This window comes from Alteripontixanthobacter muriae, assembly GCF_013336795.1.
GTDB classification, from domain to species: domain Bacteria; phylum Pseudomonadota; class Alphaproteobacteria; order Sphingomonadales; family Sphingomonadaceae; genus Pseudopontixanthobacter; species Pseudopontixanthobacter muriae.
Window position 1 is genome coordinate 1 of the sequence record NZ_JAAFZT010000022.1, and the last position, 24,051, is coordinate 24,051.

Genomic DNA, 24,051 nt, shown 5'->3' on the forward strand with positions numbered 1-24,051 from the left:
GGCACGAGGGCTCCTGCTCCGGTTCTGGCTCTGCCGAACCAGCGGTGGAGCCTCGACTTCGTTCATGACCAGATGGCGTCGGGCAGACGGTTCCGGGTGCTCAACGTGGTCGATGATGTGACCAGAGAGTGCCTGGTAGCGGTGCCGGACACGTCGATCTCCGGTCGCCGCGTGGTGCGGGAACTGACCGAGCTGATCGCCCGGCGTGGCAAGCCCGGCATGATCGTCAGCGATAATGGGACGGAGCTCACCAGCAATGCCGTGCTGGCATGGTGCGGCGAGATCGGCGTTGAGTGGCATTACATCGCGCCAGGAAGGCCGATGCAGAATGGCTATGTCGAGAGCTTCAACGGTCGCATGCGGGACGAACTGCTCAACGAGACGCTGTTCTTGAGCATGGCCCATGCCCGGGTCGAGATCGCTGCCTGGGTGGATGATTACAACCGGGAGCGACCGCACTCATCGCTTGGCTACGCAACACCGGCGGCGTTCGCCGCCGAACTGGATAAGCAATGGCCTGCTTCGCTACGCCCTACGGGCTCCGCTACGCAGCCCATTGCTTCAACCGCGCTTATGCGCAACAAAGCTGTCCGGCTCTAATCCCAGCTGGAGGAAAGCTGGGGGTCATGTCACGAGGCAGAGATTGCTTCAAGGGCGGGGCGCTTACGTGATTGGTGACCTGAGGGCATTTCTAAGCTTGCCTCTCCGCCTCGCTTTACCGCGAGACCCGGGTGCTTTTCGCTTGTTTCTCGCCATGCTGGTGTTCGTCCACCATTTCTCCAGCTTCGCGGTTGGCGGTTCGGCGGTATACGTGTTCTTCATGCTGAGCGGTTTCTGGATCCAGCGTATGTGGTGCGCGCGATATGCCAAGGCGCGCTCGCCGTATTTCACTTACGCGATCAGTCGCCTTTGGCGATTGGCACCAGTTATGATCGTGGTATCGGTGTTGACGGTGCCGTTACTTATGTTCCTCGAAGTTCGTGAAGTAGGCATTGCCGGGACGCAGACTGCTCATTTCATTTTCTCGACGATCTTCTTCCTCGCATACGCCTGGCTGGATTATCTTCCGATCGCTCCGGCCTGGTCTCTCGACGTCGAAATGCAATTTACCTGTTTGCGCCGCTTCTGGCCCTGCTCGTCGCAAAGGTGGATTTCCGGGTTTTCCTGGTCGCTGCAGGGGTAGTCTCGGGTGCATCTTTCGTGCTGCTCCCCCACATAGTGCTTCCAGTCTATCTGATATTCTTCGCAATCGGGATCGTCGCTGCGAACCGGGATTATACCCCCTCGAACACACTGGCGAAGCTGTCGGCAGGGTCTGTCCTCCTGTCGTTGTTGATTGTTACGGTCTCTCCATTCGAGGGAGCGCTCTGGCTGGGGGCAGAGCCGGGCGAGATGGCGATCTACAATCCCGCACTCAACGTGCTTCTGGCGCTACTGGCCATCCCATTTGCATTTCACACTGTCCACCGGACAACTGACAAGGTCGACAAGATGGCGGCGGATCTATCCTACATCATCTACCTTGCCCATTGGGCAGGCGCCCTCTGGTTTTACGACGTTGCAGGTTCGTTCGGCGAACGCCTCGCGGTCGCAGCCACGTGTTTCGCGCTGGTACCGATTATTTCCTGGTTGATCTGGATGTGGATAGATCGCCCGTTGAATGAAAGGCGTGCGAAATGGGTAAGGTCTCGAATGCCCGTCATCACTGAAACTTCTGCCGTGAACGAGCCGGCAGGGCCTTAGATGAGCTTGCCTGTCAATTTCGGGCGCGGCGCGCCTAGATGCTTTGTCACTGACGGCTCTGTCGCATGACGTTGCGGGAAGCTCTGGATAGAAACGGCAACATTGGCCCGGGCTTTCACCTGATGCGTCATGTGCTCGCTCTGGCCATCGTGCTCTTTCACTGCCGGCAGGCGCTATGGTGGGCTGACAGCGCATTGCTGCTGGAGTCGCAGGGAACCATCAATGTTGGACTGTCCCGCCCGTCGGAGTTCAATCTCGAGGACATCGTAAGGCCAGCCATCCATTCGCTGGTCGGCATCTTTTTTGCACTCAGCGGTTTTCTGGTCGCCGGTTCTGCTCTGCGAACAGGTTCGACCGGTCGTTTCCTGACCAATAGGGCTTTGAGGATATTTCCTGCTCTGGGCGTGGAGACGCTGCTTTCAGCTTTGATTCTGGGGCCGATCGTAACCTCGCTGACCTTCGGCGCATATTTCAGCAACCCCGAATTCTTCCGCTATTTCGGTAATATGATTGGCTGGGTGTATTATTTCCTTCCCGGCGTGTTTCTCGACAATCCGCTGCCCCGCACGGTGAATGGTCAGCTTTGGACGTTGCAGCCGGAATTCTGGTGTTACGCCCTGATGGCAGGCTGCATGGCCGCCGGGATCGTGCATAAACGCGGATGGCTTCTGATTGCCGGTATTGCCGCGCTTACAATCATGACGGCATTGTACCTTCTTGATCCAGTCCACTTCGATGCGAAGGGCGAGAACATGTTCTTGCCCTGGTACATCGTTGCGCTGTTCTGGTTCGGCGTGATCTACTATCTCTACGCCGACAGGGTGCCGCTGCGCCTGTGGCTCTTTCTAATGGCCGGCGCCACGTACTGGGCAATGATGTTTTTCAACATTGTCGTTCCCCTGGCCGGCATTCCGCTTGGTTACATGATGGTGTACATCGGCATGACGGCCTTTCCGTGGTGGGACAGGCTGGTCAAATCCGACTACTCCTATGGCATCTATCTTTACCACTTCCCGCTGGTGCAAACCCTGATCTGGGTTTTTGCGCCTACCAGTATCGGCGAACTGTCCAAACCGGTTCAGTTGATGCTGCTCTTCCCGGCTACCATGATGCTCTCCATAATGTTCGCGGCCGCTTCATGGCGCCTGATCGAAAAGCCCGCGCTCGGCCTGCGGCAAGTCTTTGCGCCGACCAAGGCGGTAACGGGCAGGGTCACGCCTGCTTCTAAGCGCGGGAAAAGTGCGGTCGTCGTTCCAGACGAACAGGTCTGACCAGCAGGCAGAAGGGTTCGCACGCGATGTTGTGGCCGCAAGCGAGCAAGATATCCGAACTGAAGCGTGAAAAGCGAATTGGGGGGTGACTCCGCAGCGCGTTGACGCTAGTGGCCCGGGTTCACATCAGCGCGAACAAAAGCGAAAGCGAGTGCAAACATGAATCTCAACGAACTCCACGACAATCCCGGTGCCCGCAAGAAGCGGATGCGCGTCGGTCGCGGCATCGGCTCGGGCAAGGGCAAGACCTCCGGTCGCGGGCAGAAGGGCCAGAAGAGCCGTTCCGGCGTAGCCGTGAAGGGCTTCGAGGGCGGGCAGATGCCGCTCCACATGCGTCTGCCGAAGCGCGGCTTCAACAATCCGTTCGGCAAGGACTTCGCGGAAGTGAATGTCGGAATGGTTCAGAAGTTCATCGACGCAGGCAAGCTCGATGCGAAGAGTCCGCTCGATCACGACGCCTTGAAGGCGGCCGGTCTTGCCCGTGGCGGCAAGGACGGTGTGCGCCTTCTGAACAAGGGCGAGCTTTCCGCAGCTGTAACCTTCAAGGTTGCCGGGGCTTCCAAGAGCGCTATCGAAGCCGTTGAAAAGGCGGGCGGTTCGGTAGAGGTGATCGCACCGCGCGTCACCGCTCAGGCGGAACGGGTTGCAGCAAAGAAAGCTGCCAAATAATCAGCCAATCGTGGGGCGGGGGTTCGACAGACGGGCCGCCGCCCCTTATGTATCCTGACCGCGCCGCAATGATCGGCGCAAAACCGGGACAATCACGCTAAAATGGCATCACGCGCCGACAACATCGCCAGCAACATGAGTCTCGCCAATTTTTCAAAGGCGACGGAACTCAAGAAGCGAATCTGGTTCACTATCGGGGCGCTTATCGTGTTCCGCTTTCTGAGCTTCGTTCCGCTTCCTGGCGTCAATCCACTCATCCTCGGATCGCTGTACGACACCGCTCGCGGCGGGATTCTCGATCTTTTCAACACGTTCTCGGGCGGCAGTCTCGAGCGGATGAGTCTGATTGCCCTTGGCGTGATGCCGTACATCACCGCGTCCATCGTCATTCAGCTCGCCGCATCCCTTCATCCGGCGCTCGCTGCGCTCAAGAAGGAAGGGGCGACCGGGCGACAGAAGCTCAATCAGTACACCCGCTACGGAACGGTCTTCCTGACCGCCGTCCAGGGCTGGTTCCTTGCTTCGGGGCTGGAGAGCTTCGGTGCCGCCAGTGGCATGCAGGCAGTGGTCGATCCGGGCATCATGTTCCGCATCGGCGCAGTCATCAGTCTCATCGGTGGTACGATGTTCCTTCTATGGCTTGGCGAGCAGATCACTAGCCGGGGCATCGGCAATGGTGTCTCGCTCATCATCATGGCCGGGATCGTCGCCCAGTTCCCGACTTTTACCGCAAACCTGTTCGAAGGCGGTCGCAGCGGTTCCATCAGCCCCGTTATCATCATCGGGTTCATCGTGATGGTGGTGGTCCTGATCCTCTTCATCTGCTTCATGGAGCGGGCTCAGCGGCGTCTACTGATCCAGTATCCGAAGCGGGCAAGCGCCCGGGGCATGATGCAGGCTGACCGTTCGCATCTGCCGCTCAAGCTCAACACGGCAGGCGTGATCCCGCCGATCTTTGCCAGTTCGCTGCTGCTGCTGCCGCTGACGATCAGCCAGTTTGCCGGCAACTCCATCGATCCCAACACGACGATGGGAGGGTTCATCAACTCGCTGAACTTCTACCTTCAACATGGTCAGCCCATCTACATGACGCTGTATGCGGCGGGCATCATATTCTTCTGCTTTTTCTACACCGCGGTCGTCTTCAACCCCGAGGAAACCGCTGAGAACCTGAAGAAGAACGGCGGCTTCATACCTGGCATCCGCCCGGGCAAGCGGACGGCGGATTATCTGGATTACGTACTGACGCGCGTGACCGTTGTCGGTGCCATCTATCTCACGCTGGTTTGCGTTATTCCGGAATATATGATTGCCCAGACCGGCATTCCTCTGTTCCTTGGCGGAACAAGTCTGCTGATCGTGGTGAACGTTACCGTGGACACGATCAGCCAGATCCAGTCCCATCTTCTGGCGCACCAGTATGGAGACCTGATCAAGAAAGCGAAGCTGAAAGGCCGACTGCGTTAAGCGTAGCGGAACGGGGGACGCGGGCATGAACATTATCCTTCTGGGACCTCCCGGCGCAGGCAAGGGAACGCAGTCGCAGCGCCTTGTGGAGCATCATGGCATGCGCCAACTTTCCACGGGGGATATGCTGCGCGCTGCGGTCAAGGCCGGCACTCCCATTGGACTGAAGGCAAAAGCGGTCATGGAGCGGGGCGAACTCGTGTCAGACGAAATCGTTTCCGAACTTATCGACGCCGAACTGACCGCAATGGGATCGGATGTCGGTGCGATCTTCGACGGCTATCCGCGTACTGCGGCTCAGGCTGAAGCCCTGGACGGGATCCTCGCCAGCCACGGCCGCGACCTTGACCATGTCATAGAACTCGAAGTTGACGAAGACGCCTTGGTCGAACGGATCAGCGGGCGCTATTCCTGCGCGAATTGCGGCGCGAATTACCATGACGTGTTCAATCAGCCAAAGCAGGCTGGTGTTTGCGATAAATGCGGTGCGACCGAGTTCAAGCGGCGTCCTGATGACAATGAGGAAACCGTCCGGACGCGTATGCGGGAATATCGCGCGAAGACCGCACCCATCCTGCCGGGTTATGAGAGCCGTGGCCTCGTGAGCAGGGTCGATGGAATGGCGACGATCAAGGAAGTGACCTCCGCGTTGGACAAGCTGCTGGCCTAGCAGGAGCAGTATGGGGCTTCTCTCCGGCTAATCTGCCGGCAGGCGGTTGACGCCTGATGCGAATCGACATAAGAGCGGGCTTCATTCGAAGCTTTCGAGTAAAGTCCGGAGGGCAGATTCCTAAAAGGTATCTGTTGACCGGATGTTTGCCATTGCGGTGCGCTTGCAGTTTCGATGAAATATCAGCGATGAGATAGGGGCGCCTTTCGACCGTAGCGGTCAATCGCGCGTTCCCTGTGGAGCATGGAGAAAAAAGTGGCTCGTATTGCCGGGGTAAACCTCCCCACGAACAAGCGCGTTATCATCGCGCTTACCTACATACACGGAATCGGTCGCACGACTGCCGTGGATATTGCCAACAAGCTGGGTATCGATCACACCGCCCGGATCCAGGATCTTTCAGATGCTGAAATCCTGCAGATCCGCGAAACGATCGACAGCGACTATCAGGTCGAGGGTGATCTTCGCCGCAACACGGCGATGAACATCAAGCGGCTGATGGATCTGCGGTCCTATCGCGGTCTTCGCCATCGCGCCGGTCTGCCGGTACGCGGTCAGCGTACCCATACCAACGCTCGCACCCGCAAGGGCAAGGCCAAGCCGATCGCCGGCAAGAAGAAGTAAGCCAAGCATCGGCCGACAGGCCTGCTTTTGCTTACCCATACTTCTTTAAAGACAGGATACGAACCATGGCACGCGAACCCCAGCGCATCAGGCGCCGCGAGCGGAAGAACATTTCCAGCGGCGTTGCGCATGTAAACGCCAGTTTCAACAACACGATGATTACCATCACCGATGCGCAGGGCAATGCGATCAGCTGGTCCAGCGCAGGTATGATGGGTTTCAAGGGCAGCCGGAAGTCGACGCCCTATGCTGCGCAGGTAGCAGCCGACGATGCAGGCAAGAAGGCCGCCGAACACGGCGTTCGCACGCTTGAAGTCGAAGTCAAGGGCCCGGGTTCGGGTCGCGAAAGTGCGCTCCGTGCGCTGCAGGCGGTGGGTTTCACCATCACCTCGATCCGCGACGTTACCCCGATCCCGCACAATGGCGTGCGCCCTTCGAAGCGCCGCCGCGTCTGAGCCTGCCCGGCGGCCCGGCTTGTCCGGGTGCGCCAACTTCTCAAGGGGCCGGTCAGAACGTGTGTCACGCTCAAGGCCAGCTCCGCCCGTATTTGAACCTAGGGGAAATCCATGTCCGTCAATATGAAGAACTGGCAGGAACTCAAGAAACCCAATGGCCTCGAGGTCAAGGAAAGCGGCGACAAGAGCCGTAAGGCGACCTTCGTTGCGGAACCGCTGGAGCGGGGCTTCGGCCTGACGCTGGGCAACGCCCTGCGCCGCGTGCTGCTTTCCAGCCTGCAGGGCGCCGCAATCACGTCGATCAAGGCCGAAAACGTCCTCCACGAGTTTTCCAGCCTCGCCGGCGTTCGTGAAGACGTGACCGACATCGTGCTGAACGTAAAGCAGATCGCCTTGAAGATGGAAGGCGAAGGCCCGAAGCGGCTGCAGCTTTCCGTTACCGGTCCTGGTGAGGTGAAGGCTGGCGACATTTCGGTGTCGGGCGATATCGAGGTCATGAACAAGAACCTCGTCATCTGCCATCTCGACGAAGGCGCTTCGCTGAACATGGAGCTGACTGCGGACATCGGCAAAGGCTACGTGCCTGCCGTTCAGAACCGCCCTGCAGACGCGCCGATCGGGCTCATTCCGATAGACTCGTTGTATTCGCCGATCCGGCAGGTCAGCTACAAGGTCGAGAACGCCCGTGTCGGGCAGGAACTCGACTACGATAAGCTGAGCCTGACGGTGGAGACCGACGGCACGGTTACCCCGGAAGATGCCGTGGCCTATGCCGCGCGCATTCTGCAGGACCAGCTTGCTCTCTTCGTCCACTTCGAGGAAGGCGTTCCGCAGCCGAGCAGCACCATGATTGGTGTGGCCGCGCAGCCGGAAGAGAGCGACGCCAACCAGCTCAACCGCTACCTTCTCAAGAAGGTGGACGAACTGGAACTCAGCGTCCGTTCGGCCAATTGCCTGAAGAACGATAACATCATCTATATCGGCGATCTGGTCCAGAAGACCGAAGCGGAAATGCTCCGCACGCCGAATTTCGGCCGCAAGTCGCTGAACGAGATCAAGGAAGTGCTCTCCAGCATGGGCCTGCGTCTTGGAATGGACATTCCTGGTTGGCCGCCGGAAAACATCGAGGAAATGGCCAAGAAGCTCGAACAGGAACTTCTTGGTTGAACGGGTCAGGGCGGCGCACCCGCAAGCGCCGCCAGTACCGGGCTACCTGATACGGGCCCCTTACGAACGGAGTAAGAATTATGCGTCACGGTATTTCACAACGTAAACTCGGCCGCAAGTCAGGGCATCGCAAGGCCCTGTTCCGCAACATGGCGGGTGCGTTGATCAAGCATGAGCAGATCAAGACTACCCTGCCAAAGGCTAAGGAACTGCGCCCCTATATCGAGAAGCTGATCACGTTGGCGAAGCGCGGCGGGCTTTCTAACCGCCGCCTGGCTGCTGGACGTCTGCTCGACGATGCGCAGGCGCGGAAGCTGTTTGAAGTCCTCGCTGAGCGCTATGCCGATCGAGAAGGCGGCTACACCCGCATCATCAAAGCCGGCTATCGCGCAGGCGATGCTTCGCAAATGGCGATCATTGAACTGGTTGACCGCGACGTTGCTGCCAAGGGGCAGGATAGCGGCCCGGTCATGAACCAGGACGAAGAAGAATTCGAAGCTGCCTAAAGCGGTTTTCTACAAAGACACCGAGTGGGCCGGCGGAAGCGATTTCGCCGGCCTTTTTCGTATCTGCTTTGAGAGCGCATCCGGCTAGGTGCAGATTGGGACGATGAAGCTCCACCTAATGGGCGCTCTGTCGCTGCTTTCGGGAATCCTTGCTCCAGCCTCTTCACTTGCGCAGGAAGGGGAGGAGAGTGGCCGCTATGATCGGGCGTTGACGGCAGGGTACAAGGTGTTGATGTTGTGCGGCGCCATCGGCAATTCGGGACCAGACGGTCTCCGGCGAAACGTGCAATCCGTAAACGAATACGAACTGCAGGGCATCTAACCAGCGCTGGACGGTTTTTTACGCGATCTTCTGTACCGGCTGATTACAGGATCGGACGGCCGGTTCGACCGCGTCACCGTCGACCGGGCGTCGGACATGCCGCCGCGAGTGGCAGTGTTCAGCAGTTCCGGCCGGTGCAGGTTCTTGCCGATCGGAGCGGCCGTGCCTGCTGGCGACGTGAAGGTGACAAGATCGCAGCACCTTCCACCCGCACATGCCGAAGTTGGACTTGACGCCCCCCAGATCCGCAGCGACCTGACCGCGACCGCGCAACTGGCACTCGGTGAGAGCTACTGAAAAGGAAAGCGTGGGACCGGTGCTCTGATCATGCAGTCGGGCCGTATTCTTGGTTAGGCCTATGCCGCCGGCTTCGACGGTGATCTTTCGCAACGCAATTGGTCCGTAGCCAAAAGCGTCGCTGCGACCTTGATCGGTGCGGCGGTGTATCGCGGCGATATAGATGTTCTGGCTCCTGCCGCGATAGAGGCGTAGTCCGCTCAAGGCGGTCCCAGGCGGGCGATCACGGTCGATAATCCGCCGTGCATGCAGTCGGGCCGCTATTCCGACACGCCGGGAAACAGGATCGATCCGATCTACTGGGGCGGGGCCACCGTGGACAAGGGCGCGGCGACATGGCCGCTGCTCCATCCGCCCGGCATCATTTTCCGCTATGCCAAAAACGACACGCTGATGGCTGTGGAGGCGATCGCACCGCCATTCGCGGCTCATCCTCCGGCAGAACTGTCTGGCCGCCTAGGCATGCAAACCACCGTTAGTGAGACCGACTGGCAGGGCAATTACATCCTCTCCAGTCATGACTTGGTCCACGACATGCGATCTGGGCCAGTTGGGCCAGCTTTACCTGCAGGACGGGGTTTGGAATCAAACGCGTATTCTGCCTGAGAAACGGTTAAGCTACATGTCCGCTTTCGCAGGCCCGCAACCCGGACCCTTTTGGCTACGGCGCCGGCTTCTGGCTTCTGAAAGATAGCAGTGAGTGCTGGCAGTCACGTTCGCCGCCATGGGCAAGCGTGCGCGATATATCGTGATCGTGCCGAGCCGTGATGTGGTGATGGTGCGCAGGGGCGAAGACCCGGCAGGGAGCCGGTTCGACATCGCCGCATTCACGCGCGACGTTCTCGAACGTCTGCCACAGGACGCTGACCGAACAGAATTCCGTCCATATGTACCTCCCGTCGAACGCAAAGCACCGGTGTTCATAATAAAGGCTTCTAATGTGAACGCCTCCTGACATCGCAATTCAGCTTCGACGAAGCTGGAAGCTGGTAGAACCCGTGGTGAACTCGCGGCACTCCTGCGGCGAGGGTAACCGGAGGTTTGAACGATGAAGACCATTTCCAGAACCCTGACCAAAGCATCGGTCGCAACCGTCGCCGCAGGGGCGATGGCGGTGGCTTCGGCAAGCCCCGCGTCTGCCCAGCGATATAATGACCGCTACGATGACAATGATGGCATCAGTGCGGGTGAAATCATCGCCGGGGCCGTTATCCTAGGTGGCATCGCTGCGATTGCGTCCTCAGCGGGGCGCGACCGATATGATCGCTACGATCGCTACGACCGGTATGATGATCGCTATCGTGACCGATATGACTATCGCGACAATTATCGCCGTGGCTCGGCACGCCAGGCGATCGATCGCTGCGTACGTGCCGCAGAGCAGGACGCCGGACGGTACACCTATGGCCGGGCCAACGTCACCCAGATCCGTGATGTCGACCGGAAGCGAAACGGCTACCGCGTGAAGGGCACCATCGCTGTGGATGACGGATATGCTTCCCGCCGAGGATATCGCTATCGGAACGATCGCCGCGGGTATGATACGGGGCGGTTTACCTGCGACATCAAATATGGCCGTATAACCGATATCGATTACAGCGGCATTCGCGGTCTCCGCTGATCGGCGCGGCATGCGCTGAATGGCCGTCGCTTCTGAAGGAGCCAGTTTCATGATTGAGAGGACATCCATGCTACTTCGCCGTCTGATCGGGGTTCCTGCCGTGCTGGCAGCAGCATCCATGGCTTCTTCGCCTGCGATTGCGGCACCATTGCCCGCCGGTCTGCCGCAGAGCGGCATCGCGCATATCGGTTCCTTCGACGGAGAAGCGACTGACATGCACAATTACCGGCGCGGACGTTATGGCAATTACCGCCATCGCCGCAGCGGCACCGATCTAGGCGACATTCTGACGGGTGTGCTGGTCATCGGCGGCATAGCTGCGGTCGCCAGCGCCGCTACTTCCGCGAGCCGCAATGATCGGTACCGTTACCGCGATGCCCGTTACCCGCAGCAGCCTTATCGATATCGGGTGCGCGGCGATAATAGCTGGCGGGACGGCGGCGGCATCGACCGCTCCGTCGATCTCTGCATCCGCGAAGTCGAACAAGAGGTACGGGTCGCTGCGGTGGATACGGTGGATCGCACGTCGGAAGGGTGGCGAATATCCGGCACTCTTTATGACGGAAGCGCATTCTCCTGTTCCATCGATCGCTCGGGCCGTGTCGATGAAATCAGCTATGGCGTGGCGGCAAGCGGCGCCTATGTTTTGCCATCCGATGATGTTTACGGCTCCGATGGTCGGGGTGACTATACCGAGGCAGCAGTGGTGGACGACCGGCAGCATAATGCGGACATCTATCGGCAGGCGCGGCTGCGCGTCGATGGCGCGGCACCGGTGATTGACTCCGCCGCAGAGGAAAGCTTTCCAGCATACCCCGGCGGACCGCTCCCAGGTGAGGATTTTGGTGACGAATACCAACGCGAAGACGATCCGTTTCGCGAACGATGAAGGTAGACGGGAGCGGCCCTACCTTTCCCGATAGGCAGGTAGGGCCAGTTTCCACTGGATCGCAGCGGCGCGCAGGGCGAATCCGGCCAAGGTGGCGACCGGCCATGCGACGTAGCGCGGCAGGCCCGCCAATTCACCCGCCATCGCAAGCAAGGCAGACAGTCCAGCGGCGGTGACATAGAGTTCGGGGCGCATCAGGATCGACGGACGCCCTGCAACGATGTCGCGGATGATCCCCCCGACACAGCCGGTGACCACACCCATGACTACCGCCGGGATCGGCGGAATGCCATAGGAAAGGCTCTTGGCCGTGCCGAGTACGGCATAGCCCGTCAGCCCCAGACCATCGGCAAATTCGAGCAATTTGCCTTCCCACCAGCGCGTTGGCGTCAGCCACGATATACAAGCAACGCCGAGGCACACCGCTGCCACCCAGGCATCCTCGATCCAGAAGACGGGCGCACCGATCAGCAGATCGCGCACTGTGCCGCCGCCGACGCCCGTGACCAGTGCGAAGAACGACATGGTGACGAAGGTTTGCCCCTCGCGCGCCGCGATCAGCGCTCCCGACAGGGCGAAGATCGCCACGCCCAGCAGATCCAGCCAGTCGAGAACCGGCGTCAGGACTTCCACGGACATCATCGGACCGGTCAACGGGCGACCGCCCTGCGGCGGCGGAACAGCAGAATAACGCCGATCAGCACTGCAACGAAAGAGAGGGTCGCCGTCGCTATGAGGATGGGGTGTGAGGTGTCCTCCCGCTCGTCCAGATCCATGATGTGCAGGCCCCACATCATGTCGAAAATGCGCCACCACCGGGTCCGAACCGCTTCGATCCGGCCCGTTTCGTGGCCTACATAGACGTAGGTGCCGTCGGCAAGTGACACTCTCCAGACATCGACGGGGCGCCGGAAATCGAGCGGAGGAGCCTCAGCCGTGAACAGCTTGGTGTCGATCACTTTCTCCCCGCCGACGATAGCATCGGCAACCAGCATGCGTGCGGAAACGTCGGAAAGCGGCGGCATTTTCACGCCGTTTTCTGCATAGCGTTGCACGACGCCGTCCATGTAGGTTATGCGCGTAACCGGCGCTCGCCCTTCCATGGTGGTCTCTACCGCCGTGATCGCGCGATCGGATCCCTGAGGCAGAGAAATGTCGATTTCTGATCCCGCAGGCAGCGGTAACTCGGGAACATGCTTGCGCAGATGCTCGCCGCGCACTTCTTCGATCGGGCGGGCAACCATGACGAGGCCTGTTACGGTCCACATCACGAGGGGCACACCCGCCAACCACCCGAGCCAGATGTGCCACCGCGCCAGATGGCGATGCATTGTCGATAAACTCATCCTTGGCGTCCTGCAGCCGTTTGGCGGGCCGATAAAGTACTAGCGAGCGCAGTGCCAGCGCGGTCGCATCAGTCGCGCGCGAAAATCCTGCTGTCGTCGGCGAAGGCCTTCATTTCGATCGCGTTGCCGCTGGGATCGTGGAAGAACATCGTCGCCTGTTCGCCTGCCTGACCGGCGAAGCGGATGTGCGGTTCGATCACGAATTCGGTATCGGCCTGGCGCAATCTGTCGGCCAGTTCCTGCCAGTCCGCCATCGACAGCACGATGCCGAAATGGGGGACCGGCACGTCATCTCCGTCCACACGGTTCGACGCGGCGGCACGATCCGCGACAAGCCCGGGCGCCTGGTGAGCCACGATCTGGTGGCCGTAGAAGTCGAAATCCACCCAATCCGCACTGCTGCGCCCCTCCGCGCAGCCCATCACTCCGCCCCAGAACGCCCGCGCGGCGGTCAGATCGTGAACGGGGAAGGCCAGGTGGAAGGGACGCAGGGACATGGAAGAACTCGCCTCAGATATGGATCGCGCTGCCGTTCACCAGCATCGCGGCTTCCTTCAACGCTTCCGAATGGGTCGGGTGGGCATGACAGGTGTAGGCGATGTCCTCGGCCGTCGTGCCGAATTCCATCGCCTGCGTCGCCTGCGCGATCATGGTGCCCGCCAGCGAGTTGATGCACCACACGCCGAGTACGCGGTCTGTCTCCGCATCGGCAATGACCTTTACGAAGCCCTCCGGCTCGCGATTGGTCTTGGCGCGGCTGTTAGCCATCATCGGGAACTTGCCGGTCTTGATCTTGCGGCCGTTTTCCCTGGCTTCTTCTTCCGTGAGGCCGACACCCGCCATTTCCGGCATGGTATAGACGACACTGGGAATAAGATCGTGGTTCACGATGCCGGTCTGCCCGGCAATATTTTCGGCCACGGCGATGCCTTCGTCTTCAGCCTTATGCGCGAGCATCGGCCCGGGGATGACATCACCGATCGCCCAGACGCCGTCTACTGCGGTCCGGAAGTCGTGATGCGTTTCGATCTGGCCGCGCTTGTTCTGCTTCAACCCGATCGCGTCGAGGTTCAACCCCTCGACATTGGGGCGGCGCCCGATGGAAACCAGCACATGACTTGCCTCGATGGTCGAAGTTTCGCCGCCATCTGCGGGTTCGACCGTCAGGGTGACGCCTTTGCCCGTGTCCTTCGCGCCGGTGACCTTGGTCTTCAGCTTCAGGTCCATGCCCTGCTTCTTGAAGATCTTGGCCGCTTCCTTGCGCACATCGCCATCCATGCCGGGCAGCAATTGCTCGAGGAATTCGACAACCGTCACCTTGGCTCCCAGGCGGCGCCAGACGGAACCCAGTTCCAGCCCGATAACCCCGCCGCCGATCACGACCAGATGTTCCGGCACCTGCTCCAGCTTGAGCGCGCCGGTGGAATCCACGATGCGGCCCGCGTCATTATCGACATCGATGCCGGGTAGGGGCGTGACGCTGGACCCGGTGGCGATAATAATGTCCTTGGCGGTGACGCTCTTGCCGCCAATCGAAACCGTATGGGCATCTTCGAACGACGCGCGGCCCTTCAGCCATTCGACCTTGTTCTTCTTGAACAGGAACTCGATGCCGCCGGTCAGTTCCTTCACCGCCTTCGACTTCTCGCCCATCATGGTGCCGAGGTCGAGCTCCACATTCGGAGCCCTGATGCCCCATTTCGCCATGTGGCCATTCGCTTCGTCGAACAACTCACTGCCGTGCAGCAGTGCCTTGGACGGAATGCAGCCGACATTGAGGCAAGTGCCGCCGAGCGTCTCGCGGCTTTCCGCGCAGGCGGTTTTCAGGCCAAGCTGCGCGGCGCGGATCGCGGCGACATAGCCGCCGGGTCCGGCACCGATGACAAGAACGTCGTAATCGTAAATGTGGTCAGCCATGTTCGGTCCTCAAAGGTCGATCAGCATCCGCGTGGGATCCTCGATCGCCTCCTTCATGATTTTGAGTGCGGTGACGGCCTCGCGCCCGTCGATCAGGCGGTGGTCGTAGGAAAGGGCGATATACATCATCGGGCGGATGACGATCTCGCCATCGACCACGACGGCGCGATCCTCGATCCGGTGCAGGCCGAGAACGGCGCTCTGCGGCGGGTTGATGATCGGCGTGGACATCAGCGATCCGAACACGCCTCCATTCGAGATGGTGAAGGTGCCGCCCTTCATGTCGTCCATCGTCAGCGTGCCTTCCTTGGCCCGCTTGCCGAAATCGGCGATGTCCTTTTCGATCTGGGCAAAGCCCTTCTGGTCGGCATTGCGGATGACCGGGACGACCAGGCCGTTCGGCGCGCTGACGGCGACGGAGATGTCGACGTAATCATGATAGACGATCTCGTCGCCCTCGATATAGGCGTTGGCGGCGGGGACGTCCTTAAGCGCAAGACAGGCGGCCTTGGCGAAGAAGCCCATGAAGCCGAGCTTGATGTCGTGCTTCTTCGCGAACAGATCCTTGTACTTCTCACGCGTCGCGATCACCGCGCTCATGTCGCAATCGTTGAAGGTGGTGAGCAGCGCCGCTTCATCCTGCGCACTTTTCAGGCGCCGGGCGATTGTCTGGCGCATGCGCGTCATCTTCACGCGTTCCTCGCGGCGTTCGCCTGCAGGAGCGGCAGACGCCGAGGCGGCGGGAGCGGTTTCGCTAGCCTGCGCTGCTGCCTGACTGCCCGAGCCCTTGGACTTTGCCGCCTCCAACACGTCTTCCTTGGTCAGGCGGCCATCGCGGCCAGATCCCTTGACGCTGGAAGGATCGATGCCGTGTTCCAGAACGGCGCGGCGCACCGCAGGCGACAAGGTCTGATTGCCTGCGCTTTCATCGCCAGAAGAAGGCGCGGCAGTTTCGCTCCGGTCGCCGCCGACAGGGCCGGAAGATTTCTCCTCCTGCTTGCGTCCGGCTTCCGATCCACCAGCAGCGGGAGCCGCGCCTTCCTCGACCAGCGCGATGACTGCGCCGACTTCGACCGTGTCGCCGACTGCGGCGCTGTGTTCGCTGAGCACACCGGCGACGGGCGAGGGCACTTCGACCGCGACCTTGTCGGTTTCGAGGCTGGCGATGGGTTCATCCAGCGCGACCGCATCGCCCGGCTGTTTCAGCCATTCGCCGATAGTGGCTTCGGTAACCGATTCGCCCAGTGTCGGGACTTTGACTTCGCTTGCCATTATTTCGCTTTCCTGGATTCGGTCTGTGTCTGGGATGCCGCGCCCGGCGTGATCAGGGTCGACCCGACGCGCGCGCCTTCGCGTTCGGCGTGGCCGCCATCGGCAAGGCCGAGCGCGATCTTGACCAGCGCCTCTTGCTGAACCTCGTGACGCTTCGCAAAGCCCGTCGCCGGACTGGCCGCAACCTCACGTCCGGCATACAGCGGCCGCATTGTCTTCCCGGCGTCCACGGCGGCATCCTCGATCTGGCGATCGACAAAGAACCAGGCACCGTTATTGCGCGGTTCTTCCTGGCACCAGACAATATCTTCCAGATTGCTCATTCGCGCGATGCGCTTGGCCAGCGGTTCGCCCGGGAAGGGGTAGAGCTGCTCGATCCGCACAATGGAGACATCATCCAACCCCTCGGCATCCCGCTTTTCGATCAGGTCGAAAGCGACCTTGCCCGAACAGAGCACCAGACGCCGCACCTTGTCGTCGGCGATGTCCTTTGTATCTGAAACGATCCTGCGGAAGTGGCTGTCGCCGGTGAAGTCCGCACGAGCCGAACGCGCCATCGGATGCCGCAGCAGCGATTTGGGCGTCATGATGACCAGCGGCTTGCGGAAGGGCCGCAACATCTGCCGCCGCAGGACGTGGAAGTAATTGGCCGGCAGCGTGATGTTGCAGACCTGGATGTTGTCATTGGCGCAAAGCTGCAGGAACCGTTCGAGCCGCGCACTGGAATGTTCCGGACCCTGTCCTTCGTAGCCATGAGGCAGCAGCATGACGAGGCCGTTCGCCCGCAGCCACTTGACCTCACCAGCAGCGATGAACTGATCGATGATGATCTGCGCGCCGTTCGCGAAATCGCCGAATTGCGCTTCCCACAAGACCAGGGTCTTCGGGTCCGCAAGCGCGAATCCATATTCGAAGCCGAGCACGCCATATTCGGACAGCGGGCTGTCATAGACCTCGAACTTGCCGTGGGGCAGGGTAGCGAGGGGGAGATATTTGCGTTCATCCGTCTGGTCGATCCACATGGAATGGCGCTGACTGAAGGTGCCGCGGCCTGAATCCTGACCAGACAGGCGCACACCATGACCTTCGGTAACGAGGCTGCCGAAGGCCAGCGCTTCACCTGTTGCCCAGTCGAAGCCTTCGCCGCTCTCGAACATCTTCGCCTTGGCAGCGAGCACGCGGCCCAGGGTCTTGTGGATGTTCAGGTCTTCGGGAACAGTCGTCAGCGTGCGGCCGAGGCTGTCGAACAGCTTGCCTTCGATCGCGGTATCTACATTGCGACGCGAAGTTTCGGCATCGGCAGGCTTGTGCAGGCCGCTCCACCGGCCGGTGAACCAGTCGGCCTCATTGGGCTTGTAGCTGGTTGCGGCGTCGAATTCCTCGGTCAGATGGTCGCTGAATTCCGTCTCCAGCGCATCGAGGTCGTCCTTGGCGATCACGCCTTCATCGACCAGGCGCTTGGAATAGAGCACGCTCACCTTGTCATGCGCGCGGATGCGGTCATACATCAGCGGCTGGGTGAAGCTGGGTTCATCGCCTTCATTGTGGCCGAAGCGGCGATAGCACCACATGTCGATCACGATGTCGCGGCCGAATTGCTGGCGATACTCGATGGCCAGCTTGCAGGCGAAGGTCACGGCTTCCGGATTGTCGCCATTCACATGCAGGATCGGCGCCTGAACACCCTTGGCCACATCGCTGGGGTAGGGGCTGGAGCGCGCAAATTGCGGGCTGGTGGTGAAGCCGATCTGATTGTTGATCACAAAGTGAATGCAGCCGCCGGTATTGTACCCGCGCACACCCGAAAAGCCGAGGCATTCCCACACGATGCCCTGTCCCGCGAAGGCCGCATCGCCGTGGATCAGCACTGGCAGGACCTGCTCATGCTTCTTCAGATCGTCGCGGATCGCCTGTTGCGCGCGCGCCTTGCCGAGAACCACGGGGTCCACCGCTTCCAGATGGCTGGGGTTCGGAACCAGACTCATATGCACCTTGATGCCGTCGAACTCGCGGTCGGTGCTGGTGCCGAGATGGTACTTCACATCGCCCGAGCCGCCGACATCGTCGGGATTGGCGCTGCCGCCCTGGAATTCGTGGAAGATGACCTTGTAAGGCTTGCCCATGACATTCGAGAGAATGTTGAGCCGCCCGCGGTGCGCCATGCCGTAGATGATCTCGCGCACGCCAAGAAGCGCACCATATTTGATCACCGCTTCCAGCGCCGGTATCATGCTTTCGCCGCCGTCCAGGCCGAAACGCTTGGTGCCGACATATTTCTTGCCGAGGAATTTCTCGAACTGTTCGCCGCGCACGACGGCTGACAGGATTGCGCGCTTTCCCTCGTCGGTGAACTGGATGACCTTGTCAGGCCCCTCGATCCGCTCCTGAAGGAAACGCCGTTCCTCCACATCGGAGATGTGCATGTATTCGAGGCCGACTTGCCCGCAGTAATTTGCACGCAGGACGTCCACTAGATCGCGCGGGGTGGCCCATTCCATGTTCAGCGTGCCGCCGAGATAGACCTCGCGGTCCAGCGCCTCGCCGGTGAAGCCATGCCAGTCGAGCTTGAGATCTTCGGGCAATTCGCGCTGCGACAGGTTCAGCGGGTCGAGATCGGCAGCCAGGTGCCCGCGCACGCGGTAGGTGCGGATCAGCAGCATGGCACGGATGGAATCGCCCGCTGCGCGCTCCACAGCCGCATCGTCCATGACCTTCCCGGCCTTCGCCGCTGCAGCCTTGACGGCGATCTGCATCGCCGTGGGGTCGAGTGCGGCGATCAGATCATCGGCGCTGTCCAGCAAAGGCCAGTTTGGCCGGTCCCAGGATGGACCGGGCTGCGGTCCTTCCTGATCGGGCAGAAAATCGTGGCTTTCATTACCCATGCGGGTCACCTTTCGCGCGGACGGTCACATCGCCGCAATCATAAACATCGTCTGGCAGGGCAGGGCGGACCAGCGCTGGCCCGCCCGGCTTGAACTCAGGCGTTTTCCTTCAGCATTGCATCAAGCGTGGTGCCGAGTTCGCTGGGGCTGGGCGAAACGCGGATGCCCGCATCTTCCATCGCCGCGATCTTGTCGTCAGCGCCGCCCTGTCCCCCCGAGACGATCGCCCCGGCATGGCCCATGCGGCGACCCGGAGGCGCGGTGCGTCCGGCGATGAAGCCGACCATCGGCTTGCGGCGGCCCTTCGCAGCCTGTTCCTTGATGAAGGCTGCCGCTTCTTCTTCTGCGCTGCCGCCGATCTCGCCGATCATGATGATCGACTTGGTTTCGTCGTCGCTCAGGAACAAGTCTAGCACGTCGATGAAGTTCGTGCCGTTGACCGGATCGCCGCCTATGCCGACAGCCGTGGTCTGACCCAGGCCGACCTGAGTGGTCTGGTGCACCGCTTCGTAGGTCAGCGTGCCCGAACGCGAGACGACGCCGACGCTGCCCTTCTTAAAGATGGAGCCGGGCATGATGCCGATCTTGCATTCGCCGGGCGTCAGCACACCGGGGCAGTTGGGACCGATCAGGCGCGACTTGCTGCCTTCGAGCGCTGCCTTCACCCGCACCATGTCGAGCACCGGAATGCCTTCGGTGATGGCGATGATCAGTTCGATCTCGGCATCGATGGCTTCGCAGATCGCGTCAGCGGCGAATGGTGGCGGCACATAGATGCACGATGCGGTTGCACCGGTTTCGGCCTTCGCTTCCCGCACGGTGTTGAAGTTCGGCAGGCCGATATGCGTGGTTCCGCCCTTGCCGGGGGTCACGCCCGCGACCATCTTGGTGCCGTAATCCAGCGCCTGCTGCGTGTGGAACGTGCCGGTATCACCGGTCATCCCTTGCGTGATAACCTTGGTGTGCTTGTCTACGAGAATGCTCATCTTCTAATCTCCAACTTCGACTACCGTGGCTCGGAACGCCGGTTGCCGCTTCGATCCTGTCGGTTTCAGCAGGACGAAATCGCGACCTGCCATATATCTGAAATCGCCATCCTTGCTGCCGGCATCGGCAAAGGTTTCGCCAAAGGCGCTGCGCAGTTCGTCGAAGGCCGCCGGAGACGACAACCCGCCAACTACCATGCAAACGGCCGCATCTTCGGAAAGCATGACGAGCGGCGCACCCTGCGCCTTACCGAAAATCGACATCTCGGCCTCGATTTCCCTACCGTCCTTCTTGAAGCGTGCCTCGGTCCAGCCCCGCGCTATAAGGACTGCGGGGTCCACGGATTTCGCCGAAGTCGCGGCAGCGCAATCCTGCACAGCCTCTGCCGCACTATCGCCAGTGGCGACCGGCAGAGCGGCCATGGCGGCCGAAGCCCCGGCGAACACTACCGCCGGGGCAAGGAAGGCGAATGCCTTATGCAAGGCTGCTATCAATGCCCTTGCAGGCTTCCAGCAGTTCCTTGACTGCATCGACGCTGACGTCGAAGTTCTTCTTGGCTTCGGCGTTCAACTCGATCTCGACGATCTTTTCCACGCCGTTCGCACCGATCACCACCGGCACGCCGACATACAGATCGTTCACGCCATACTGGCCGGTCAGATTCGCGGCGGCGGGCAGAACCCGGCGCTTATCCTTGAGATAGCTTTCCGCCATCATGATCGCGCTGGTGGCGGGCGCGTAGAAGGCGCTGCCATTGCCGAGCAGTCCGACGATCTCGCCGCCGCCCTTGCGGGTGCGGTCGACGATCGCGTCCATCTTGTTCTGCGTCGACCAGCCCATCTTGATAAGGTCGGGCACAGGAATGCCCGCGACAGTCGAATATTCCAGCACCGGCACCATGGTGTCGCCATGGCCACCAAGAACGAATGCGGTCACGTCTTCGACGGAAACGTCGAATTCATCGGCCAGGAAGTGGCGGAAGCGTGCGCTGTCGAGCACACCGGCCATGCCGACAACCTTCCCATGCGGCAGTCCGGAGAATTCGCGCAGCGCCCAGACCATCGCGTCGAGCGGGTTGGTAATGCAGATGACGAAAGCATTGGGTGCATTGGCCTTGATGCCTTCGCCGACGGCCTTCATGACCTTGAGATTGGTAGCGAGCAGATCGTCGCGGCTCATCCCCGGCTTGCGCGGAATGCCAGCGGTGACGATGCAAACGTCGGCATCGGCGATATCGGCGTAATCGCTGGTGCCTTTCAGCTTCGCATCATACCCTTCGACCGGTGCGGCCTGCGCCAGATCGAGAGCCTTGCCAGACGGCATGCCTTCGGAGATGTCGAACAGCACGACATCGCCCATTTCCTTCATCGCGGCGAGATGGGCGAGTGTGCCGCCGATCATCCCGGCGCCGATCAGCGCAATCTTCCTGCGGCGGACGGGGTTGCCGGCGTTGTTGGCAGTATCTTTGGCCATGCGTGTCGTGTGGTCCTTCCCGGGCGGGATCGGATTTGCGGCGATTTGGCAAACGACCCCCACGTCCCGCGGCGGGGCCGATGCCCGATGAACTTGCGCGCCGGACTAGGCCCGGCGACTAATGATTGCAACACCAAAGCCCTGATCCTGCAGACTATCTTTGCAAACAGTTCGCATTAGCAGCAAGGCTTTTTGTGTTCACCGGAATGACGTTTCGCAGGCGGCTTCGTTCCCTTGGCCCGCCCCATTTCAGGCGCATACGGTAGCTTGCCACCATTCCTTGAGGCGGCCGGCAGGCCGAAGGTTCCCGTCAGGCACGGTCGCCGTGCAGAAGTTCTACCGCTGTTTGTGCATGACTGCCAATGCTTGCAGCTGCGCAGCGGCGCGTCGGTCGAGTTTGCTGCAGATGCCGAGCCAGTGGCGATAATCCGCCATATGACCAACTTTCAACGCCTCCAACCCATTCTGCATGGCAACATCGGCCGCATTCATTCCGTGAAGTGCGAAGTGGCGCAGGGATTGCTGCAACTGAAGATCGTCGGCCATTCGTGCCCGGTCGGATGCCGAGCCATTGTCGTTCGCATGCCGTGCAGGCGCGCGCCGCGAAAGCGCCCGTGCGACCGGGGAGCAGGCAGCGGCGGAGCGCGCGGCGGCGAAGTGGACCGTCATGGCGGTGTGGACCTTATGAAACCGGCGATCATGTGTCGCCCTTCGGCAAGGCACTAACCTCAAGGCGCTAAGGCTTTGTTCCGACGCAGGGTTTCCGGCTTCTTAACGATGTGACGAGCTTCAGTTTGGCTGAGCTATCCAGCGCCCGCTGTTGCGGAATTCGGGCCTTACGCTGCCGGATTCCGGCAAAGGCGATCCTTGCGCAGGCGGCACGGTCTCCATTGCCTCGACTTCCGCTCGGGAGGTCGGCTGCAGCCGCCGCAGGGCCGCTGCGGGTGTCGGTGCGTGCGGCGAAACGTCTCGGGGTGTCGCGGCAGCGCCGGCCCCATCGAGGGTAGCGGCTTGCTGCGCTTTTCGCCGTGCCTCGGCGAAAACGCGCTCGTATTCACGCGCAAGCAGAATGGGATCGGTCGCGCTGGCCGGCTCGGGCGCGGTGTCGCGGGGGTGAGGAGCGGCCACCGGCTCGCCGCCGCGGTAGCGTACGGAGAAAGCGCTTTTCATTCCGGCCGCACCGCGCCAGCGATAGAACTTGTGCGCCCCTATCGAGCCGATCGTGTGCAGGCTCGGCGCCCAATAGGGCGATATCCAGATCGTGTGATAATGGGTGGCAAGGCCGACGGGAGCATAGACTGCGCCGCTCAGCGCCTGATGCGCCACTTGCCGGGCACGGGCGAAGGCGGAAGGCGAGGGACGCCGCGCCAGTGCTCCGTCGCAGGTAAAGCTGAACTGGCATCCGGTCTGCCGTTCCGAACCTTGGAAAACGACGCCGCAAACGCTTGCAGGATAGCTGGGATGCGCCACACGGTTGAGTACCACCTGTGCCACCGCGCGCTGACCGTCGGCACTTTCGCTCGCCGCCTCGTAGTAAACCGCCATGGACAGGCATTGCAGCGCCCGTGCCTTGTCGATCCCGCTGCCTGCTGCCCGGAAGCCCCGTGCCGTCTCGGAGATCCGGCTGGCGGCAAGCTCAGCAGGCGCAACCGCATGGTTGCTTGCAGGAAGCGTGTTGATGCCGGATTTATCGCCCGATCCGGCATCACCAGCAGCGTTTCGCGTTTCCGCAAGATAGTAGAGGTCTGTCTCAGGGAAGCCTGCTCCTGTCCTTCCGGAGAACTGAGAGCCAGCCGAGTCGGCAGAAGCGCTATCGTCCTTCCACATGGGCCATGCGCCTGCCACTTCCCAGCTCCCCGGCGCCATCAGGGCCGGAAGCGCAATCGCCGCCGACAGGGCTATCAAACGCCGCCGGCGATGTGCTGCTGCACGCTGGACCCCGGCCCGAGCCATGGCCCCGCGACGAAAACGCGCGCGGAAATCCGCAGGCCGTTCATCGTCGCGTAGCAATGTTTCGCTGAGAGGGTTGGCGTATGGGGGCAGCTAAAGTCTCCTGCAAATGTCGCGCCTCGGCGCGTATCTCTCCGGAGCGCTGCAGGCGACTCCTGAGGACGGCGCTGCCCCATAGCAGGACAGGTAAAGCGATGAAGTTAACGCGGCCTACAGCGGCACAAGTCAGCAGCACGCTTGCCGACTATGCGGGAGCAGGTTAGGGGCGCATCACGTCATGGGTTGCCCGTATCGGTTTCGGTGCGGGCCTAAGAGGGAAGCCGGTGCAACACCGGCGCTGCCCCCGCAACTGTGACCGGGGAGCCTGCGTTCCATCGAGCCACTGGCCGCTGCCTGCTGCATGCAGGTTCTGGCCGGGAAGGCGGAACGCGAGGTGTCGATCCGGGAGCCAGGAGACCTGCCCCTGTCGGTCGTACCAGCCGCCGGGCGGGGTGTATCGGAGGCAGATGTGAGGCAGGCGCTG

At 61.1% G+C, this 24,051-nt stretch carries 28 protein-coding genes and 1 riboswitch; of the genes, 16 read left to right on the forward strand and 12 right to left on the reverse strand.

Annotated features, from left to right (window positions below; genetic code table 11):
* From G7A66_RS07395 to G7A66_RS07450, 12 genes are all read left to right on the forward strand, one after another.
* The coding region (locus G7A66_RS07395; RefSeq protein ID WP_174294263.1) for an IS3 family transposase at positions 1 to 600 on the forward strand (600 nt) is incomplete at its 5' end.
* A gap of 67 nt (positions 601 to 667) precedes the next feature.
* Entirely contained in the window at positions 668 to 1,183 is a 516-nt protein-coding gene (locus G7A66_RS07400) for an acyltransferase family protein (RefSeq protein WP_332310515.1), read from the forward strand.
* Positions 1,147 to 1,743 (forward strand): acyltransferase family protein, encoded by a 597-nt coding sequence (locus tag G7A66_RS07405; protein WP_174295059.1) that lies wholly within the window; start codon positions 1,147 to 1,149, stop codon positions 1,741 to 1,743. The genes G7A66_RS07400 and G7A66_RS07405 overlap by 37 nt, the downstream gene beginning before the upstream one ends.
* A gap of 65 nt (positions 1,744 to 1,808) precedes the next feature.
* The gene (locus G7A66_RS07410; RefSeq protein ID WP_174295060.1) at positions 1,809 to 3,014 is read left to right on the forward strand and encodes an acyltransferase family protein; all 1,206 of its coding nucleotides are present in this window, start codon (positions 1,809 to 1,811) and stop codon (positions 3,012 to 3,014) included.
* A 159-nt stretch (positions 3,015 to 3,173) separates the two neighbouring features.
* Positions 3,174 to 3,683, forward strand: coding sequence for a 50S ribosomal protein L15 (rplO, locus tag G7A66_RS07415; protein ID WP_174295061.1), 510 nt, complete (start codon positions 3,174 to 3,176; stop codon positions 3,681 to 3,683).
* A 102-nt stretch (positions 3,684 to 3,785) separates the two neighbouring features.
* A complete protein-coding gene (gene secY / locus G7A66_RS07420; RefSeq protein WP_174295062.1) occupies positions 3,786 to 5,150 on the forward strand; it encodes a preprotein translocase subunit SecY in 1,365 nt (454 codons plus the stop codon).
* Positions 5,151 to 5,175: 25 nt separating this feature from the next.
* Positions 5,176 to 5,820: an adenylate kinase gene (locus G7A66_RS07425; protein ID WP_174295063.1), complete on the forward strand. Its 645-nt coding sequence runs from the start codon at positions 5,176 to 5,178 to the stop codon at positions 5,818 to 5,820.
* A gap of 255 nt (positions 5,821 to 6,075) precedes the next feature.
* Positions 6,076 to 6,444: a 30S ribosomal protein S13 gene (gene rpsM / locus G7A66_RS07430; RefSeq protein WP_174295064.1), complete on the forward strand. Its 369-nt coding sequence runs from the start codon at positions 6,076 to 6,078 to the stop codon at positions 6,442 to 6,444.
* A 65-nt stretch (positions 6,445 to 6,509) separates the two neighbouring features.
* Positions 6,510 to 6,899, forward strand: a complete 390-nt coding sequence (gene rpsK, locus G7A66_RS07435; RefSeq protein ID WP_047820301.1) for a 30S ribosomal protein S11 — start codon at positions 6,510 to 6,512, stop codon at positions 6,897 to 6,899.
* Positions 6,900 to 7,010: 111 nt separating this feature from the next.
* Complete coding sequence (locus G7A66_RS07440) at positions 7,011 to 8,066, forward strand: DNA-directed RNA polymerase subunit alpha (RefSeq protein WP_174295065.1); 1,056 nt, start codon at positions 7,011 to 7,013, stop codon at positions 8,064 to 8,066.
* A gap of 80 nt (positions 8,067 to 8,146) precedes the next feature.
* Entirely contained in the window at positions 8,147 to 8,572 is a 426-nt protein-coding gene (gene rplQ / locus G7A66_RS07445) for a 50S ribosomal protein L17 (protein ID WP_174295066.1), read from the forward strand.
* Positions 8,573 to 8,675: 103 nt separating this feature from the next.
* Positions 8,676 to 8,894 carry a hypothetical protein gene (locus tag G7A66_RS07450; protein ID WP_174295067.1) on the forward strand — a complete coding sequence of 73 codons (219 nt, stop codon included), beginning with the start codon at positions 8,676 to 8,678 and terminating at the stop codon, positions 8,892 to 8,894.
* 18 nt (positions 8,895 to 8,912) lie between these two features.
* Here G7A66_RS07450 and G7A66_RS07455 read toward each other — a convergent pair whose 3' ends face one another.
* A complete protein-coding gene (locus G7A66_RS07455; RefSeq protein ID WP_174295068.1) occupies positions 8,913 to 9,395 on the reverse strand; it encodes a hypothetical protein in 483 nt (160 codons plus the stop codon).
* A gap of 42 nt (positions 9,396 to 9,437) precedes the next feature.
* Here G7A66_RS07455 and G7A66_RS07460 point away from each other — a divergent pair, with 42 nt between their 5' ends.
* From G7A66_RS07460 to G7A66_RS07475, 4 genes are all read left to right on the forward strand, one after another.
* Positions 9,438 to 9,797: a hypothetical protein gene (locus G7A66_RS07460; RefSeq protein WP_174295069.1), complete on the forward strand. Its 360-nt coding sequence runs from the start codon at positions 9,438 to 9,440 to the stop codon at positions 9,795 to 9,797.
* Between the two features lie 94 nt (positions 9,798 to 9,891).
* Complete coding sequence (locus G7A66_RS07465; RefSeq protein WP_174295070.1) at positions 9,892 to 10,146, forward strand: hypothetical protein; 255 nt, start codon at positions 9,892 to 9,894, stop codon at positions 10,144 to 10,146.
* Between the two features lie 93 nt (positions 10,147 to 10,239).
* A complete protein-coding gene (locus G7A66_RS07470) occupies positions 10,240 to 10,812 on the forward strand; it encodes a hypothetical protein (protein WP_174295071.1) in 573 nt (190 codons plus the stop codon).
* A 49-nt stretch (positions 10,813 to 10,861) separates the two neighbouring features.
* Positions 10,862 to 11,701 carry a hypothetical protein gene (locus G7A66_RS07475; RefSeq protein WP_174295072.1) on the forward strand — a complete coding sequence of 280 codons (840 nt, stop codon included), beginning with the start codon at positions 10,862 to 10,864 and terminating at the stop codon, positions 11,699 to 11,701.
* Positions 11,702 to 11,719: 18 nt separating this feature from the next.
* Here G7A66_RS07475 and G7A66_RS07480 read toward each other — a convergent pair whose 3' ends face one another.
* From G7A66_RS07480 to G7A66_RS07530, 11 genes are all read right to left on the reverse strand, one after another.
* Positions 11,720 to 12,340 (reverse strand): trimeric intracellular cation channel family protein, encoded by a 621-nt coding sequence (locus tag G7A66_RS07480; RefSeq protein ID WP_174295207.1) that lies wholly within the window; start codon positions 12,338 to 12,340, stop codon positions 11,720 to 11,722.
* 11 nt (positions 12,341 to 12,351) lie between these two features.
* Entirely contained in the window at positions 12,352 to 13,047 is a 696-nt protein-coding gene (locus G7A66_RS07485; RefSeq protein ID WP_174295073.1) for a PepSY domain-containing protein, read from the reverse strand.
* Positions 13,048 to 13,115: 68 nt separating this feature from the next.
* Positions 13,116 to 13,544, reverse strand: coding sequence for a VOC family protein (locus G7A66_RS07490; RefSeq protein WP_174295074.1), 429 nt, complete (start codon positions 13,542 to 13,544; stop codon positions 13,116 to 13,118).
* 13 nt (positions 13,545 to 13,557) lie between these two features.
* Positions 13,558 to 14,964, reverse strand: a complete 1,407-nt coding sequence (gene lpdA, locus G7A66_RS07495) for a dihydrolipoyl dehydrogenase (RefSeq protein WP_174295075.1) — start codon at positions 14,962 to 14,964, stop codon at positions 13,558 to 13,560.
* A gap of 9 nt (positions 14,965 to 14,973) precedes the next feature.
* Entirely contained in the window at positions 14,974 to 16,236 is a 1,263-nt protein-coding gene (gene odhB, locus G7A66_RS07500) for a 2-oxoglutarate dehydrogenase complex dihydrolipoyllysine-residue succinyltransferase (protein ID WP_174295076.1), read from the reverse strand.
* Positions 16,236 to 19,118, reverse strand: coding sequence for a 2-oxoglutarate dehydrogenase E1 component (locus G7A66_RS07505; protein ID WP_174295077.1), 2,883 nt, complete (start codon positions 19,116 to 19,118; stop codon positions 16,236 to 16,238). The genes odhB and G7A66_RS07505 overlap by 1 nt, the downstream gene beginning before the upstream one ends.
* A 95-nt stretch (positions 19,119 to 19,213) precedes the next feature.
* Positions 19,214 to 20,104: a succinate--CoA ligase subunit alpha gene (gene sucD, locus G7A66_RS07510; protein ID WP_174295078.1), complete on the reverse strand. Its 891-nt coding sequence runs from the start codon at positions 20,102 to 20,104 to the stop codon at positions 19,214 to 19,216.
* A gap of 3 nt (positions 20,105 to 20,107) precedes the next feature.
* Positions 20,108 to 20,587, reverse strand: a complete 480-nt coding sequence (locus tag G7A66_RS07515; protein WP_206675120.1) for a hypothetical protein — start codon at positions 20,585 to 20,587, stop codon at positions 20,108 to 20,110.
* Positions 20,580 to 21,578: a malate dehydrogenase gene (gene mdh / locus G7A66_RS07520; RefSeq protein ID WP_174295080.1), complete on the reverse strand. Its 999-nt coding sequence runs from the start codon at positions 21,576 to 21,578 to the stop codon at positions 20,580 to 20,582. Before mdh ends, G7A66_RS07515 begins: the two co-directional genes overlap by 8 nt.
* A gap of 336 nt (positions 21,579 to 21,914) precedes the next feature.
* On the reverse strand, positions 21,915 to 22,124 hold the full coding sequence (locus G7A66_RS14215; RefSeq protein ID WP_232366729.1) for a hypothetical protein: 210 nt from the start codon (positions 22,122 to 22,124) through the stop codon (positions 21,915 to 21,917).
* Between the two features lie 243 nt (positions 22,125 to 22,367).
* Positions 22,368 to 23,444 (reverse strand): cell wall hydrolase, encoded by a 1,077-nt coding sequence (locus G7A66_RS07530; RefSeq protein WP_232366730.1) that lies wholly within the window; start codon positions 23,442 to 23,444, stop codon positions 22,368 to 22,370.
* Between the two features lie 346 nt (positions 23,445 to 23,790).
* A riboswitch (cobalamin riboswitch) is annotated at positions 23,791 to 24,007 on the forward strand.
* Positions 24,008 to 24,051: the final 44 nt, after the last annotated feature.

Bases quoted from the DNA above. Each gene is read 5' to 3' on its own strand.
- rplO (WP_174295061.1), top strand. From the start codon at position 3,174: ATGAATCTCAACGAACTCCACGACAATCCCGGTGCCCGCAAGAAGCGG.
- G7A66_RS07440 (WP_174295065.1), top strand. From the start codon at position 7,011: ATGTCCGTCAATATGAAGAACTGGCAGGAACTCAAGAAACCCAATGGC.
- G7A66_RS14215 (WP_232366729.1), bottom strand. From the start codon at position 22,124: ATGGCCGACGATCTTCAGTTGCAGCAATCCCTGCGCCACTTCGCACTT.
- G7A66_RS07530 (WP_232366730.1), bottom strand. From the start codon at position 23,444: ATGGCGCCGGGGAGCTGGGAAGTGGCAGGCGCATGGCCCATGTGGAAG.
- G7A66_RS07450 (WP_174295067.1), top strand. From the start codon at position 8,676: ATGAAGCTCCACCTAATGGGCGCTCTGTCGCTGCTTTCGGGAATCCTT.
- rpsK (WP_047820301.1), top strand. From the start codon at position 6,510: ATGGCACGCGAACCCCAGCGCATCAGGCGCCGCGAGCGGAAGAACATT.
- lpdA (WP_174295075.1), bottom strand. From the start codon at position 14,964: ATGGCTGACCACATTTACGATTACGACGTTCTTGTCATCGGTGCCGGA.
- G7A66_RS07470 (WP_174295071.1), top strand. From the start codon at position 10,240: ATGAAGACCATTTCCAGAACCCTGACCAAAGCATCGGTCGCAACCGTC.
- odhB (WP_174295076.1), bottom strand. From the start codon at position 16,236: ATGGCAAGCGAAGTCAAAGTCCCGACACTGGGCGAATCGGTTACCGAA.
- sucD (WP_174295078.1), bottom strand. From the start codon at position 20,104: ATGAGCATTCTCGTAGACAAGCACACCAAGGTTATCACGCAAGGGATG.
- G7A66_RS07460 (WP_174295069.1), top strand. From the start codon at position 9,438: ATGCAGTCGGGCCGCTATTCCGACACGCCGGGAAACAGGATCGATCCG.
- rplQ (WP_174295066.1), top strand. From the start codon at position 8,147: ATGCGTCACGGTATTTCACAACGTAAACTCGGCCGCAAGTCAGGGCAT.
- G7A66_RS07485 (WP_174295073.1), bottom strand. From the start codon at position 13,047: ATGAGTTTATCGACAATGCATCGCCATCTGGCGCGGTGGCACATCTGG.
- secY (WP_174295062.1), top strand. From the start codon at position 3,786: ATGGCATCACGCGCCGACAACATCGCCAGCAACATGAGTCTCGCCAAT.
- mdh (WP_174295080.1), bottom strand. From the start codon at position 21,578: ATGGCCAAAGATACTGCCAACAACGCCGGCAACCCCGTCCGCCGCAGG.
- G7A66_RS07475 (WP_174295072.1), top strand. From the start codon at position 10,862: ATGATTGAGAGGACATCCATGCTACTTCGCCGTCTGATCGGGGTTCCT.
- G7A66_RS07480 (WP_174295207.1), bottom strand. From the start codon at position 12,340: ATGTCCGTGGAAGTCCTGACGCCGGTTCTCGACTGGCTGGATCTGCTG.
- G7A66_RS07410 (WP_174295060.1), top strand. From the start codon at position 1,809: ATGACGTTGCGGGAAGCTCTGGATAGAAACGGCAACATTGGCCCGGGC.
- G7A66_RS07425 (WP_174295063.1), top strand. From the start codon at position 5,176: ATGAACATTATCCTTCTGGGACCTCCCGGCGCAGGCAAGGGAACGCAG.
- G7A66_RS07490 (WP_174295074.1), bottom strand. From the start codon at position 13,544: ATGTCCCTGCGTCCCTTCCACCTGGCCTTCCCCGTTCACGATCTGACC.
- G7A66_RS07505 (WP_174295077.1), bottom strand. From the start codon at position 19,118: ATGGGTAATGAAAGCCACGATTTTCTGCCCGATCAGGAAGGACCGCAG.